Origin of the sequence: Mycobacterium sp. E740, assembly GCF_001672895.1 — a bacterium.
In the GTDB taxonomy this organism is placed as follows: domain Bacteria; phylum Actinomycetota; class Actinomycetes; order Mycobacteriales; family Mycobacteriaceae; genus Mycobacterium.
Genome location: NZ_LZKP01000199.1, coordinates 15,150 through 29,029, shown reverse-complemented (window position 1 = coordinate 29,029; position 13,880 = coordinate 15,150). Strand labels below are relative to the sequence as shown.

The following is a 13,880-nucleotide window of genomic DNA, read 5'->3' as shown; positions in this document are numbered from 1 at the left end:
TGACAGATTAGAACGTGTTCTAGCTACGCAGAAGCGGTTCAGGCGTCGGTCTTGGCCGGCGGCCGGTAGAAGATCGCCAGCTGGCCGATGCCTCCCAGCAGGCCCAGACCGAGCGCGATCACGAATCCCCACCACCCGTGCAGCAGATCGGCGAAACCGGTGTCGCGGAACAGCAGGTAGTCGAGGCTGTACTTGCCCGCACCGATGGTCGCGATCGCGACGGCCGTCGTCGCCAGGATCAGGTTGTACTCCCAGCCCTCCTTGACGATGAAAAAGCCGTTCGCCCGGTGCACGGTCCAGGCCGCGACGAGCATCAGCGCGACGAAGCCCGCGGCAGGCACCGGTGTCAGCAGCCCGACAGCCAGGCCCAGACCCGCGGCCATCTCGGTGGTCGCAGCGACCCGGGCATGGAAGGTGCCCGGCTTCATGCCGATACTCTCGAACCAGCCGGCCGTGCCGGGTATCCGGCCGCCGCCGAAGAACTTGTTGTAGCCGTGCGCGGCCATCGTCACGCCCAGCACCACTCGCAGGAACAGCAAGCCGAAATCCAACGCTGAGTCGTAGGCAGTCATAGCTACAAAATCTAGGCCATGTGTTAAGCCGTTGCCCAGCCCCATGCCACGAAACCCCGAACACAGTGCGCGGGTCAGGGCACGAGCGCCGCAGCCAGCCGCTCGACGTACGCGTCGATGTCGCCGATCGCCGACTCCGCCGCGTGCACGCTGATCGCGATCGTGTCACCGATGCCGTGCACGCCGTGGGTCAGCCCCATCATCGGGGACAGGCCGGGGTAACCGGCCGTCAACACGACGGGCGTCCCACCGAAGTGCACATCGGCCGGACCGCGGTTGACACTCGACACCACGGTGTTGCCGGTGACCGTAGCGGACCGCGTCGTAGCGTCGAAATGCGCCACACCCCAACGTATCAGCGCGGCGGGCACTGCCCCAGACGCGCGGTCGGAGGCCGCGAATGCCGGGTGGGCTGCCCGCCGGCGCCGCTGCGCAAGTTCGTGAGCGATCTGCTGCACACGCGCGTCGTGGGCCAAGTCGGGATGCAGGCCGACACCGACATTGCCGAAGTGGTTGTTCGCCTGGCGCACACCGGCCTTCGCCATCGGTACCTCGGCACGCAGGTGCGACGCGTCATCGCCGAGTTCGCGCAGATGTGCCGACAACGCCGTCGAGACCGCCGCCAGCACGCCGACGGTCACCGTCGGATCGGGCAACTCTGCCCGTCGCCTGAGCAACGTCCGCACGTTGCGCACACCGTCAGGCCGACAGTTGCTTCGCAGCGCCGGGCACAAATCCGCCTGCGGCACAACAAGACCAGCCGCGGTATCGCGGAGCAGCTGTCGCTGCGCGCGGGCAGCACGATAACCGCGCCACGGCAGGGCCGCCCCCAGCAGGGGCCGCCGACTCGCCACCGGAGGGACTCGAGCCTCGCGCCCCAACAGCCACGCCGCCAACGCCGATGACCGGACCCCGTCGCCCAACGCGTGCGCGACCTGGACCACGACGACCGTGCCCAGGCCTGTGCCTGGAAGCTCATGGACGGCCGGGAAGATGTGCAGACGCCACGACATGATGCGTGCGTCGAGTTGGTCGGCACCCAAACCGGCCACCACCGCCAGGCACTGCGACCAGTTGGTGCCTGCGGCATGCATGACGAACTGGCTCTCCGACACGTCCCCTACGACCCACCGCGGATACGTCAGCGGATTGCGGTCACGCACCCGCAGCCGCAACTCCGTCGAGTCACGCGCCCGGGCCCCAATTTGCGCCACCGCGGCCGGGATATCGGCGACTGGTCCCGCGAACCCGTAGAGCAGGAACTGGTCACTCGGCACCTTCGCCGACATCCAGTAAGTCTGCGCATCCACCGCAGCCAGTCGACGGGCCATGCACCCAGGCTAGGTGCGGCCGATGAAGTCGACGATGTGACCGGCCACCGCATCCGGTTGTTCCAGCTGCAGGAAGTGCCCGGCTCGCTCCACAGTCGCCACCCGGCTCCCCTCGGGAAGGACGCGCTGCACCCAGTGCGCGTAATCCGCTGTCGCACAACCGTCGTCGAGCCCATGCAGGTACAGCGTCGGCAGCTGCGGCGCGGACAGCCAATGCCGGTGCAATTCGGCGTACTGCACGGGCGGCTTGCTGTTACGCACCGTGGCGCGGTAGTAACCGAGTGCGGCGCGCCAGTTCTGCGGCGCTCCGATCGCTTCGTTGACATGGGCGATGTCCTCGGCTGCGTCGAAACCGGGTGACCACTGCCGCCACAGCCGTGGCACCACCCAGGACGCGGACCGTTCGGGAAGCCCAGGCAATTGGAAATACGTGATGTACCAACTGCGCAGCAGCTGCCGCGGCAACTGGGCGGCCAGTCGGCCGCCGTTCGGAAGCTTGCCCAGCGGCCGAAACGTCGCGGCAGGCGGCACCGACATGATCACCGCCTTCGCGAACGGGCTGTCGGGCATCGCGGCAAGACCGGCACCCGCGATCGCCCCCCAGTCGTGACCGATGAACACGTCGCGGCCCGTCGGCCCGGCGGCGTCGAGAACCCGCAGCGCATCGTCCATCAGCGCACCGACGTGGTAGCTGCCGTCCGATGCCGTCGACGACGGCGCGTATCCGCGCATGAACGGCGCCACCACCCGCCAGCCGGCGTCGGCCAACAGCGGCGCCACCTTGCGCCATCCGTGTGCCGTGTCGGGAAAGCCGTGCAGACACAAGGCAACTGGCGCGTCAGCGGCACCCCACGTCAGCGCACGCAACCGCACCCCCGGAGCCTCGACGTCGAGCAGTTCGGGTTCCGCCGCCACGACTTATACCGGGTCGAATTGGGAGATGAGCCAGCGCCCGTCGATCTTCTCCAACGTCACGCGCACACTCGATGCCGTGTCCGTGGGAGCGTCCTGGCCGACGACCACGGTCTGGTTGACGAACACCAGCACCACGGCCTTGTCGGTATCGGCCGACACCGAGGCCGCCGCCGGCACCGACGCCACCGCCGAGATCTGCTTCTGCTTCGCGCCGGGGATCACCACGTCGTTGATGAGCCCGGTGTAGGACTCCTGGAACTCGCCGGTCAGCAAGTTGCGGGCATCGTTGAGCTGCTGCTCGACGGTGTCCGGCTTGTACGACAGCATCGTGACGGTGCTGTCCTTGGCGACCTGCACCGTTTCGTCACGGGCGGCCTCCGCATTGCGTACGGAGTTGTCCACCCATTTCAGGTAGCCTGCCGCGCCCGCCAGCAGCAGTGCGATGGCCGGCAGCACTCCGAAGGCGAAGACGCGTGCCCAATTGATCCGCCGCTTGGGCGGGCCGGCGACGGGCGCCTCGTCAGCAGGCTCGTCGGCGGACTCGGCCGCATCGGCGTCCTCGGTCTCGTCTGGCACCGATTCGACCTCGGTTTCCGGCTCCGGAGTCGCCGTCACTTCCTCGGCGGCCGAGGTGTCCAACTCGACCGCCTCGGCGGTCTGTCCGGTGCTCTGCTCGCCGGATTCAGCCGTCACATCGGCGTCTTTGTTGCGCTTGGGCAGTCGGTGCCTGCTGCTCACGGTACGAACTCCACGTTCGAGACCTTCGCCTCATCCTCGCCGGTCTTCTGCACCGAGATCCTCATCCGCCACGCCCGTGGCTGTTGCTCCGGAGCGCCGGCGTTGGTGGTGTTCACGGTGACGGCCACCAGCACCTGCCCCTCGTTGTCGTTGGACGACTCCAGACCCGCCTCGGAGATCTTGCCCTCCGACTTGGACTGCGCCTGCTTGACGACCTCGACGAACGGTCCCGCACGCTTCTGGAAGTCGTCGTAGAACGTCCCGGTGGACGAGTCGAGCACCCGCTGCACGTCGGCATCGGCGTGCTCGAAGTTGATCGTCGTGAGGTTCAGCGCTCCCTGGCGGCCCACCTGCAGGAACAGCTTCTGCAGCTGGTCGGCCTTGTGGGACTCGTAGGCCCGGTACCCGAGCCAGCCGACCAGCCCGCCGAGGCCCACGACGAGCACGAGTCCCACGATGGTCGCCAACCGCAGGTGCGACATCCGCCGTTTGACCGGGGCAGGTTCGGCGACGGTTTCGTCCGCGTCTTCGGCCTCGTAGTCGGCCACGTCGTCCACTTCGGGTGCGGGCTCGGCAGCCGGGGCCGTCGACTCGCCGAGGTCCGCCGCGGAGTCGACGTCTGACGTCGACTCGCTCGCTTTCTCCTCGGCGGGAGTGGTTTCGTCTGCCATCTACGTTCCTCTACGGCTGCGGGCCAGGTCGGCTCAAACCTACGTGCCCGCACACCATAGCGTCGGATTCTGCGTCACCGACCCGGTGGGACGAGCATCGACTGCCACGGCCGCTCCCCCGCCGCCCCGGTCGCCAGGTTCGACTGCGTGTACACCTTGCCGTCCGGGCCGACGTATTCGCCGGTCGCCGGGTCGTACTCGGCGGCCGCGACGGGCAGCGGCGGCGTACCCGGCGGAGGCGGCGTCACAGCGACCGGAATGTCCGGCGGCACGTGCGGAATGGCCTGGCCGGACAGTGTGGCGTTCGGGTCGCCCTTCCAGTTGTAGCCGTCGTTGAGCGGCACGTACTGCTCGTCGCTCTCGCACTGCTGCCACGTCGGAGCACGCTTGCCGGGCACCGTGATGCACGGCAGGTTGCGGGCGCCGCGCACGTTGAACGGCGCGTCCTGCGGCGTGCGGCAATACAGATCGCCCTTCGGCCGGTCGGGATAGTCCTCGAAAGTCGGCACCCGCTGCTGCTTGGCCGGCAGGAACCCGGTCGTGCACGGCGGCGGCAGGTTCTGCGGAGGCAGCGGCAGCGGCGCGGGCAGCGCAGGCAGGATCGCGTTGAGGTTGAAGATCAGCGCATCACCCATGTAGTCCTGCTTGGTGTTTCGCTTGTGCACACCAACGGCCTGCGTGACCGCGGTGCCTTGCGGCAACAACACCAGCAGCTGCTCGAGGCTCGGCTGGTAGGCCACAGCCACGTCGCCGACGCTCACCAGGTTCGCCAGCACAATCGGCAGCGTCGGCTGCAGCCGCTCGAACAGCGCGCGCGCCTCATCTGCCGCCCCCGGCGCCCTTTCGAGGATCCCCGCCAGCGCCGGATCCTGGCTGCGCAGTTGACCGGTGATGCTCGCCAGGTTCGCCGCCCACGCCTGGACGGAGCCCGCGGTGTCGGTCTGGGTGTCCAGCACCGGTTTGGACTGGTCTATGAGGGTGACCAGCGGGTCGAGGTTCTTGCGGGCGTCGATGGCCAGGGTCGCGCTTCCGGTGACCAGCCGGCGCAGTTCGGGCCCGAGCCCGCCGACCGCGACGTAGGCCTCGTCGACGACCGTCCTCAGGTTCTCCTGCGGAATCGCCTGCAAGCCGCGAGTGGTGTCGTTGAGGACGACGTTGATGTCCGTCGGCACTTTTGCGCGGCTCGCCGGGATCACGTCGCCGTCTCGCAACTCCGGGCCGTTACCGCTGCGCGGCAGCAACTGGACGAACTGCTCGCCGACGGCGGAAACGCTGTGCACCTCGGCTTCGAGATCGGCGGGGATCTTGACGCCCGAGTTCAGCGACAGCACCGCCTGTACGCCGGTACGGGTCAGCTCGACGCTCTTGATTTCGCCGACCTGCACGCCGCGGTAGGTGACGTTGCCGCGCGGATACAACCCGCCCGTCTCGGGCAACTGGAGGGTGACGCGGTACTGCCCGACGCCGAGCAGCGACGGCAGCCGCATGTAGCCGAAGACCATGATCGCGAGCGCGACAACGGCGATGACGGAGAAGATCGCGATCTGGATGAGGATCCGCCGGGTCATTCGCATGTCATCGCCCCTGATCCCAGCGGTACGGCGCGACCAGCGGGTTGCCTTGCGTCCCACCGCCGCCGGCCAGACACGGATTGGGGAATTGGCCGATGGTGCGTCCCCACTGCAGCTCCAACCACGTCAAATTGCATTCGAACCGCGAGCCGGTGAAGAACCCGGAGTCGATCCGGCTCAGCGTGAGGTCCAGCACCAGCGTCAGGTTCGCGTAGTCACCACGCATCCAGTTGAGCAGCGTCTCCTTCGGGAACGGGAAGGTGGGGAGGAAGCTCAGCGCGCGGGTGAGCGCCGGTCCGGCGTTGGCCAGTTCCTGCAGCACCACCCCGAGGTCCTTGAGTTCTTGCACCAGGGCTTCCTTGGTCTGGTTGACCGAGTCGGCGGCCAGCGCGCTGAACCGGCCGAGCTGGGTGAGCGCTTCGGCCAGGTTCTCGCGCTGGTCCCTGAGCACGGCCAGGGCTTCGGGCACTGTCCGTAATGCCTTGTCCACCACCGGCTTTTGCTCTGCGACCTGGCCGACCAGATTGTTCAGGCTGTCGGTGGCCTCGATGATGTCCTGTTTCTGGTCGTCGAGATGGCCGATCGCGATGTCGAGCTGCTCGATGAGGCTGCGCAGATCGTTCTCACGCCCGGTGAACGCGATGCTCAACGCCTCGGTGATGTCGTGGATGTTGCCGATGCCGCCGCCGTTGAGCAGCAAGGCAACTGAGGCCAGCGCCTGCTCGGTGCTCGGGTAGGAGCTCGACGACGCCAGCGGAATCAGCGAGCCCTCCTTCAGCTTGCCCTGCGGCGCGGTGTCGGTGGGCGGCGCCAGCTCGATGTGCAGCGAACCCAGCAGGCTCGTGATACCGAGCTTGGCCGTCGCGTTGGCGGGCAGTTGGACGTCACCGTTGAGCTCCATGGTCACCAGCGCATGCCAGTCCTGACGCTGGATCTTGGTGACGTGGCCGACGTTGACGTCGGCGACGCGGACGCGGGAGTTCGGTTCGATGTTGTCGACGTCCGGCATCTGCGCCTGGATGGTGAACGCGTTCGGGCCGGTGCCCTCCACGCCCGGCAGCGGAACCGAGTTCAAGCCTCGCCAGTCCGAACAGCCGGACAACACGGCGGCGGCTACCGCGAAGACAGCGGCTATGCGAAACCCCTTGCGTCTCATCGCGGCCCCGCCCCAGGCGGCACCATCAGGCCCTGCAGACCGTCGGCGGGATTCGTCGAGACCGGCGTTTCCGCAGGCAACGGCGGACCGGCGGCGGGCGGCGGCGCTTCCGGCGACGGTGGCGGGGCCTGCCCCGGAACAGGTTGCGGCGGAATGTAATCGGGGCGCAACCAGTCCTCGCTGTAGGTGAGCTCGTTCGGGCGTGTCGAGGCGCCGGAGAAGACGTTCTGCATGATCGGCAGGAAGTTGTACTGGCGGTTCTTCAGGATCGGCGCCATGTACTGCACGCACAGTTTCGCCGACTGCTCGGCGCCCAGCCGTGACGCCGCCTGAACGGCGCCGCACAGGAACGACAGCGGATTGGCGAAGTTGTTGAGCATCGGCACGCTGCTCACCGCACCCTGCGCGGGCTGCCAGATGTTCACGTAGTTCTGCAACGTGTTGGGCGCGACGTGCAGGAACTGTTTGACGTCGGCGAGGCTGTCCGTCAGCGCCTGGGTCACCCCCGCCAACTTGTCCGAGGTGGTGCCCAGCGTTTCGCGGTTGTCGGCCACGAAGGACTGCACCTCTCCGACGACGTTGCTCAGGTCGCGCACCGCGTCGGCGACCTCGTTGGGATCATTGGCGAGCAGGCTGGTCACGCTCGCCAGGTTCTGGTTGAGCTGGCGCATCACGTCGGTGCTGTCCTGCAGTGCCGAAACCAGGATCGCCAGGTTCTTGACCGTGGAGAAGATGTCGGTGCTGTGGTCGCCCAGGGCCGTCACGGCCTGCGACAGCTTGATCACGGTGTCGCGGATGTTGGCGCCCTGGCCGCGCAGGTTGTCGGCGGTGGTGTTGATGACCGCGCCCAACGGGCTCACTCCGCCCGGCTCGGTCGGCTGCAGCGTCTTGGCGAGCTTCTCCAACTGCTGGCGAACCTCGTCCCACTCCACCGGAACAGCGGTGCGCTGCTGCGGGATCACAGCGTTGTCGGCCATCACCGCACCGCCGGTGAAGGCCGGCGTGAGCTGGATGCTGCGGGCGGTCACCACCGACGGCGACAGGATTGCGGCCTTGGCGTCGGCCGGCACCTTGTACTTGCTGTCGTACCAGAACGAGATCTTGACCCGTTCGGGCTGCGGCTCGATCGACTCGATCTCGCCTACGCGAACCCCGACGATCCGCACCGCATCTCCGGGGTAGATGCCGTTCGCGTTCTCGAAGTAAGCGACGACGTGAGTGCGGTTGACCCGTTCCGTGTTGCGGAACAACAGGATCGCGCCGCCGGCCAGTATCACGACCAAGGCGATGGCCAACATGTTGCGTGCGCTGCGCGTCATCGTCCGGCCCCCTCGGGTGCGAGGTGGTCGGTGCCGCCGGGTGCGGGCACCGCGACCGGAGACGGTGTCGGGTCCGGCGTCGACTGCAGACCGGGCGGCGCCTCGGCGGGCGGTCCCGGGGGTGGTCCGCCGGGCGGCGGCGCGGGCAGCGGCGCGCGGGCCGGGTAGCAACCGGGCCCGGGCAACGGCAGGCCCGGCGGGCCGCACGGCCGGTCACCGGGCTTGCCGGTGATCGCGTCGGGAACGGTCAACCGCGGTTCGCCGCCCTGGCCCGTGCGCGGGAACGGCACCGGCAGTGCCGGTGTGCCCGGTTGCCCGACCTGCGGGTCGGACAGCTCCGACGGCAGCAGCACGTTCGGGTCCACGCCCAGGTCCGAGAACGCCGCGTCGATGAACGGCTGCAGGAACTGGCCGGGAAGGAGGTTGGCGACGTAGGTCTTGAAGAACGGCCCACCGGAGACGGATTCACCCAGGGACATCGAGTAGTCGGTGAGCAACTCCAGCGACTTCTGCAGGCGCTGCTTGCGGTTGTCGATGATCGTGAGCACACCGTTGAGCTTCTCGAGCGCCGGCTTCATGGTCTCGCGGTTCTCCCCGATGAAGCCGTGGAGCTGCCCGCTGAGTGCCGAGATGTTGCCGGAGACCTGATCGAGTGCGGCACTTTGACTTTGCAGTTCGGCCAGCAATGCATTGGTGTTGTTGACCAGGCTGACGATCTGGCCGCTGCGATCGGCCAGCACCTTGGTGGCCTTGTTGGCGTTGCCCAACAGGCCCCGCAGCTTCTCGTCGCGTTCGTTGAGCGTGTCGGAGAACCGCGCCACTCCTTCGATCGCGACCTTCAGCTCCGGCGGGGTCTCGGAGAACGTGTCCGCCAGCACGCGCAACGAGTCCGACAACTGGTTGGTGTTCAAGCCGCTGATCGCCATTGCCAACTCGCCCAGCGCATCCGGCAGTTCGTAGGGAGACGTCGTGCGATCGAGCGGGATCGTGCCTTCCTGCCGGCCTTCGCCATGGGAGGTGACTTCGAGGATCTTCGTGCCGAGCAGGCCCTTCGTCTTGATCGCCGCCTCGCTGCGGTCGCCGAGCCGGATGTGTTTGGCGACGGTGAACTTCACCAGCGCGCGTGACCCGTTTAGCTCGATCGACTGGACCTTGCCCACCTCGAACCCCGAGACCTGCACGGCTTCACCGGGTTCCAGGCCGCCCACTTCCGCGAAGTAGGCCGAGTACTGCGCCCCCTGCAGGAACGGCAGACGCTGGTAGTTCAGCGACCCCAGCACGATGCCGATCGTCAGCGCCAGCCCGATGGCGCCGATGACGAACTGATTGCGCTCAGAGAATGACCTCACCGGGGCGCACACCTCCCCGTGGACTGCCCGGCGACTTTCACATACACCGGCTGACCGCCCTTACCGTTGAGCTTGAGCACGATGTCGCAGAGATAGAACGTGAAGAAGTCACCGTAGATCCCTTGCCGCGCAAGCGCCTGGTACGCGTCGGGCAGCGTGTTGAGCAGGTTGTCGAAGTACTCGTGGTCGGCGACCACGATGCCCGCGGCCCGGTCGGTCTCGTGGATCGTCTTGGCGAACGGCGGCCGCGCTTGGGCCAGCAGGTCCGTGATCGTCGCGGCCGCGGCGTTGGTGTAGGCCAGCCCGTTGCTGATGTCTTCCTTGCGTCCGCGCAGCGTCTCGACGAGCTGGGTCAAGGCGTCGACCGCTTTCGCGAACTGGTCGTTCTGGTCACCGAGCGACCCCAGCACGACGTTCAGGTTGACGATCACGTCGCCGATCAGCCGGTCGCGGTCGGCCAGCGTGGTCGTCAGCGCGGCGGTCTGGGACAGGAACGAGTTGATCGTGCCGCCCTGGCCTTGCAACGCGTGGATGAGCTGGCTCGACAACGCGTTGACCTGATCAGGGTCCAGCGCCCGGAACAGCGGCCGGAAGCCGCCGATCAAGGCGTCGAGGTCCAGCGCGGGTGACGTGCGGGCCAGCGGTATCGTGCCGCCGGGTGCGAGCTTCTTGACTCCCCCGGCGCCCTCCTCGAGCGCCAGGTAGCGGCCGCCGATGAGGTCGTCGTAGCGGATCACCGCCTTGCTGCCCTCGGTCAACACCACCGACTGCTCCGCGGTGAACTCGACGCGCGCAGTCGTATCCGGCTGTATCTCAACCTTTTTCACCTTGCCGACCTCGACACCGGCGATGCGCACGAAGTCGCCGTTCTCCAGGCCCGTGACGTTGGTGAATTCGGCCACGTAGCTGTTTGTGACCTCGCCGAAGCGCATCTGCCCGAAGACGGCGAACAGACCGAACACGCCGAGCACGCACACGGACAAGAACACGGCAAGGCGCCACGCGTCGTGGCGAACCTTGGCTGCCATGCCCGGCATTACGTGTCACCTCTCATCGTGTTGTCGGTCATGGGAACGGCGGTCCCGGCCGTGCGGGGGTGGGCAGGGGCGTCGGCCGTAAGGGGGTCGGTTGCATCTGGGCAGGCGAATGGACGATGAACGGTTCGGAACCCGGTGTGGCGCCCGGGTCGCGCGGCGCCATCGGCGGCGGTGCGGCCGGCAGGCCCGGCCACAGCGGGGTGCCGTCGTCCGCATACAGGTCGGCGCCGTAGGCCGGCGCGCCCGGATACGGGATCGGTCCGATCGCCGGTCCGCCGAAGAGGTTGCGGATGCTCGGCGGTTCAGGCACGGCACGAGTGACGGGCAGGTAGTTGGCGTATCCGGGGAAACCGATGCCCGGGTTGGGCCGCCAGTCGAGTCCCGTGCCGAAGCCGGTGTTGGTGACGAGGTTGCGCACCGGCCAGTTCTTCGCCACGTCGGGCAGCGAGCCGCAACTCGGTTTGCCGCCGGGACCACCCTTCGCGCCGATGATCGGCAGGTTGTTGGGGTACCGATAGGGGTCGTCGCCGAGCGCCAGGCCCACGTCCAGCACCAGGGTCCGGCCGTTGCCGCCCGGTCCCTCGTACCCGCCGGTGTCCAGCAGGGTCTTCGCGCCGGTGAGCAGGCAGGTGTATTCCGGGCTGTACTTGAAGAGCAGGTTCGTCGTGGGCTCGAGGACGTTGAGCGCCTTGATGAGGTTCTGCTGGTTCGGCGCGAGCAGGTTGATACCGCTGTTGGAGAAGCCGATCGTGGCCAGCAGCAACGCATCCAGCTGGCTGGCGCGCGCGGCGATGGTTGTGCTGGTGGTGCTGGCCGCATCCAGGGTGGTCAAGATGTCCTGTGCCGCAGCGCTGTACGTGTCGTTGAAACCTTTGAGCGCACGCAGATCCTGGGTCACCGTCTCGTGGCGCGGATTGAGTTCCAGCAGAACCTGATTCGCATCCGTGGTGGCCTGACCGATCAGCTCGCCCTGACCGCGCACCCCCTGGGCGAGCGCGTACAGGGTGCTGTTGAGCTTGGCGGGGTCGATGTTCTCGAGGACGTCGACCACGTTCTGGAACACGGTGTTGGCCTCGACGGTGACGTTGCGCGACTTGATCACCTGGCCGGGCGCCAGGTGCTGCGAACTGGGGTCGCTGGGATAGATCAGATCGACGAACTTGGCGCCGAACACCGTGGTTGCGCGGATCTGCGCCTCGACGTTCGCGGGGATGAACTCCATTTTGTTTCTGTCGATCTCGAGTTTCAGCGCGACGGGTTCGCGGCCGCCTTGGATCGACGCGACCCGGCCCACCTGCACACCGCGGAGCTTGACCTTGGCGTTGGTCTCCATCACCAGGCCGGCTCGTTCGGAGGTCAGCGTCACGGTCTCGGTCCGCTTGAAGGAACCGACGAACAGCGAATAGGTCAGCCACACTGCGACCACCAGGAAGACCACCAGGAACAACGTCCACCACCCGGGGTGCAGGCCCTCTTCTCGTCCTTCCATCGTCACCCGGCCAGGTTGAAGTTGCCGGATTGGCCGTACACCGCAAGCGAGAGCATGACGAGCACGAAGGCGGCGACGATCAACGACGTGCGCACCGCGCGTCCGACGGCCTCGCCCACCCCGGCCGGTCCGCCCTTGGCGGTGAAGCCGTAGTAGGTGTGCACGAGCATGATCACCACAGCCAGAGCGATGCACTGGCCGAACGACCACATCAGGTCGGTGGGGTTGAGGAACGTTCGGAAGTAGTGGTCGTACACGCCGGTCGACTGGCCGTAGATGACGGTGGTGCCGAATCGCGCCGCCCAGAAGGCCATCAGCACGCCCACGCAGTACAGCGGGATCACTACGACGAATCCGGCGATGACCCGACTCGAAGCGAGGAATGCGATGCTGCGGATACCCATCACCTCGAGCGCGTCGATCTCTTCGTTGATCCGCATGGCGCCCAGTTGCGCGGTGGCGCCGGCCCCGATGGTGGCCGACAGTGCGATCGCCGTCGTGGCCGGTGCGATCAGGCGCACGTTGAAGTACGCCGAAACGAATCCGGTGAGGGCCTCGACCCCGAGTTCGGAGAAGTCGCTGTAGCCCTGCACCGCCACCAGTGCACCGGTGGTCACCGTCAGGAAACCGACGATCGCCACCGTGCCGCCGATGATGATCAGCGCCCCGGCGCCCAGCCCCATCTGGGCGATGATGCGGATCAGCTCGACGCGGTAGTGGATGACGACGTAGTGCATGTTGCGCAGCGTGTTGCCGTAGAACTTGGTCTGCACGCCGATGCGGTTCCAGGGGCCCGCCACGCTGCGGAACCGGCTTTTCAGCCAGGGGAACTGGGAGTGCGGCCGCGATACCGTCATTGCGTGATCTTGATCGCTACGGCGGTTGCGACGATGTTGATCGCGAACAGCGCCATGAAGGTGAACACCACGGTTTCGTTCACTGCGTTACCGACACCGGCCGGGCCGCCACGCACGGAAATCCCTTTGTAACAGGCGATCAGGCCGGCCGACAGCCCGAACAACGCCGCTTTCACCAACGCGATGATCACGTCGGTGGCGCCGATGATCAGGGTCAGGCCGGCGGCGAAAGCGCCCGGCGAGACGTTCTGGATGTACACGACGAAGAAGTACGCGCCGGACAGGCCGACCAGGATCACGGTGGCCGACAACGCGAGCGACACGATGGTGGCGGCCAGCACGCGGGGAACCACAAGAGCCTGAATGGGATTGACGCCCATCACGCGCAGCGCGTCGAGTTCCTCCCGGATCGTGCGGGCGCCCAGATCGGCGCACATGGCGGTGGCGCCGGCGCCGGCGACCACGAGCACCGTCACGATCGGTCCGATCTGACGGACGGTGCCGAGGGCGGCGCCCGTTCCCGAGAAGTCGGCTGCGCCGATCTCGCTCAACAGAATGGTCTCGATGAATGTCAGCAATACCGTATAGGGAATCGTCAACAACAGCGTCGGCACGATCGACACCCGTGCCACGAACCACGACTGCGCGATGAACTCGCGCCAGGCGAAGGGCGGCTTGAACATCCACACAAAGGTGTCGAGCGCCATCGAATAGAAGCCGCCGAAGGCGCGCACGGGTTTGGCAAATGCGGTGGAAGCGACCATCACTCGAGCCTTGCCCGCGTGCACTGCACTGACATAGGTCGCCGACCTTCCTCGACACCAACAACCCGCGCCCGTGATGGCTGTTGCCCGAGGTTACACACGGGCGGACGC

General features: G+C 67.1%; 13 protein-coding genes. All 13 read right to left on the bottom strand.

From position 1 onward, the window contains the following. Positions 1 to 38: 38 nt before the first annotated feature. The 13 genes from A5663_RS19575 to A5663_RS19515 all read right to left on the bottom strand — a co-directional run bounded on the left by A5663_RS19575 (position 39) and on the right by A5663_RS19515 (position 13,769). A complete protein-coding gene (locus A5663_RS19575; RefSeq protein WP_068152971.1) occupies positions 39 to 572 on the bottom strand; it encodes a DoxX family protein in 534 nt (177 codons plus the stop codon). Between the two features lie 74 nt (positions 573 to 646). Then, complete coding sequence (locus A5663_RS19570; protein ID WP_068152968.1) at positions 647 to 1,903, bottom strand: WS/DGAT domain-containing protein; 1,257 nt, start codon at positions 1,901 to 1,903, stop codon at positions 647 to 649. A gap of 9 nt (positions 1,904 to 1,912) precedes the next feature. Beyond that, positions 1,913 to 2,818 carry an alpha/beta fold hydrolase gene (locus A5663_RS19565; RefSeq protein ID WP_068152965.1) on the bottom strand — a complete coding sequence of 302 codons (906 nt, stop codon included), beginning with the start codon at positions 2,816 to 2,818 and terminating at the stop codon, positions 1,913 to 1,915. A 3-nt stretch (positions 2,819 to 2,821) separates the two neighbouring features. Further along, positions 2,822 to 3,556 (bottom strand): hypothetical protein, encoded by a 735-nt coding sequence (locus A5663_RS19560; protein ID WP_068152961.1) that lies wholly within the window; start codon positions 3,554 to 3,556, stop codon positions 2,822 to 2,824. Next, positions 3,553 to 4,227 carry an Mce protein gene (locus A5663_RS19555; RefSeq protein WP_068152958.1) on the bottom strand — a complete coding sequence of 225 codons (675 nt, stop codon included), beginning with the start codon at positions 4,225 to 4,227 and terminating at the stop codon, positions 3,553 to 3,555. Before A5663_RS19555 ends, A5663_RS19560 begins: the two co-directional genes overlap by 4 nt. Before the next feature lie 74 nt (positions 4,228 to 4,301). Next, the gene (locus tag A5663_RS19550; protein WP_068152953.1) at positions 4,302 to 5,801 is read right to left on the bottom strand and encodes an MCE family protein; all 1,500 of its coding nucleotides are present in this window, start codon (positions 5,799 to 5,801) and stop codon (positions 4,302 to 4,304) included. A gap of 1 nt (position 5,802) precedes the next feature. Beyond that, positions 5,803 to 6,954, bottom strand: a complete 1,152-nt coding sequence (locus A5663_RS19545) for a virulence factor Mce family protein (protein WP_068152951.1) — start codon at positions 6,952 to 6,954, stop codon at positions 5,803 to 5,805. Next, positions 6,951 to 8,273, bottom strand: coding sequence for an MCE family protein (locus A5663_RS19540; protein WP_068152947.1), 1,323 nt, complete (start codon positions 8,271 to 8,273; stop codon positions 6,951 to 6,953). The genes A5663_RS19545 and A5663_RS19540 overlap by 4 nt, the downstream gene beginning before the upstream one ends. Beyond that, on the bottom strand, positions 8,270 to 9,622 hold the full coding sequence (locus tag A5663_RS19535) for an MCE family protein (protein WP_068153025.1): 1,353 nt from the start codon (positions 9,620 to 9,622) through the stop codon (positions 8,270 to 8,272). Before A5663_RS19535 ends, A5663_RS19540 begins: the two co-directional genes overlap by 4 nt. Next, the gene (locus tag A5663_RS19530; RefSeq protein WP_369816673.1) at positions 9,619 to 10,659 is read right to left on the bottom strand and encodes a virulence factor Mce family protein; all 1,041 of its coding nucleotides are present in this window, start codon (positions 10,657 to 10,659) and stop codon (positions 9,619 to 9,621) included. Before A5663_RS19530 ends, A5663_RS19535 begins: the two co-directional genes overlap by 4 nt. 28 nt (positions 10,660 to 10,687) lie before the next feature. After that, positions 10,688 to 12,148 carry an MCE family protein gene (locus A5663_RS19525; protein ID WP_068152944.1) on the bottom strand — a complete coding sequence of 487 codons (1,461 nt, stop codon included), beginning with the start codon at positions 12,146 to 12,148 and terminating at the stop codon, positions 10,688 to 10,690. A gap of 2 nt (positions 12,149 to 12,150) precedes the next feature. Further along, positions 12,151 to 13,005 carry an ABC transporter permease gene (locus A5663_RS19520; RefSeq protein ID WP_068152940.1) on the bottom strand — a complete coding sequence of 285 codons (855 nt, stop codon included), beginning with the start codon at positions 13,003 to 13,005 and terminating at the stop codon, positions 12,151 to 12,153. Next, complete coding sequence (locus A5663_RS19515) at positions 13,002 to 13,769, bottom strand: ABC transporter permease (protein ID WP_068153019.1); 768 nt, start codon at positions 13,767 to 13,769, stop codon at positions 13,002 to 13,004. Before A5663_RS19515 ends, A5663_RS19520 begins: the two co-directional genes overlap by 4 nt. Positions 13,770 to 13,880 lie beyond the last annotated feature (111 nt).

Coding starts and splice junctions, on each gene's coding strand:
- A5663_RS19515 (WP_068153019.1), bottom strand. CDS start 13,769: ATGGTCGCTTCCACCGCATTTGCCAAACCCGTGCGCGCCTTCGGCGGC.
- A5663_RS19525 (WP_068152944.1), bottom strand. CDS start 12,148: ATGGAAGGACGAGAAGAGGGCCTGCACCCCGGGTGGTGGACGTTGTTC.
- A5663_RS19545 (WP_068152951.1), bottom strand. CDS start 6,954: ATGAGACGCAAGGGGTTTCGCATAGCCGCTGTCTTCGCGGTAGCCGCC.
- A5663_RS19570 (WP_068152968.1), bottom strand. CDS start 1,903: ATGGCCCGTCGACTGGCTGCGGTGGATGCGCAGACTTACTGGATGTCG.
- A5663_RS19540 (WP_068152947.1), bottom strand. CDS start 8,273: ATGACGCGCAGCGCACGCAACATGTTGGCCATCGCCTTGGTCGTGATA.
- A5663_RS19520 (WP_068152940.1), bottom strand. CDS start 13,005: ATGACGGTATCGCGGCCGCACTCCCAGTTCCCCTGGCTGAAAAGCCGG.
- A5663_RS19555 (WP_068152958.1), bottom strand. CDS start 4,227: ATGGCAGACGAAACCACTCCCGCCGAGGAGAAAGCGAGCGAGTCGACG.
- A5663_RS19575 (WP_068152971.1), bottom strand. CDS start 572: ATGACTGCCTACGACTCAGCGTTGGATTTCGGCTTGCTGTTCCTGCGA.
- A5663_RS19530 (WP_369816673.1), bottom strand. CDS start 10,659: ATGCCGGGCATGGCAGCCAAGGTTCGCCACGACGCGTGGCGCCTTGCC.
- A5663_RS19550 (WP_068152953.1), bottom strand. CDS start 5,801: ATGCGAATGACCCGGCGGATCCTCATCCAGATCGCGATCTTCTCCGTC.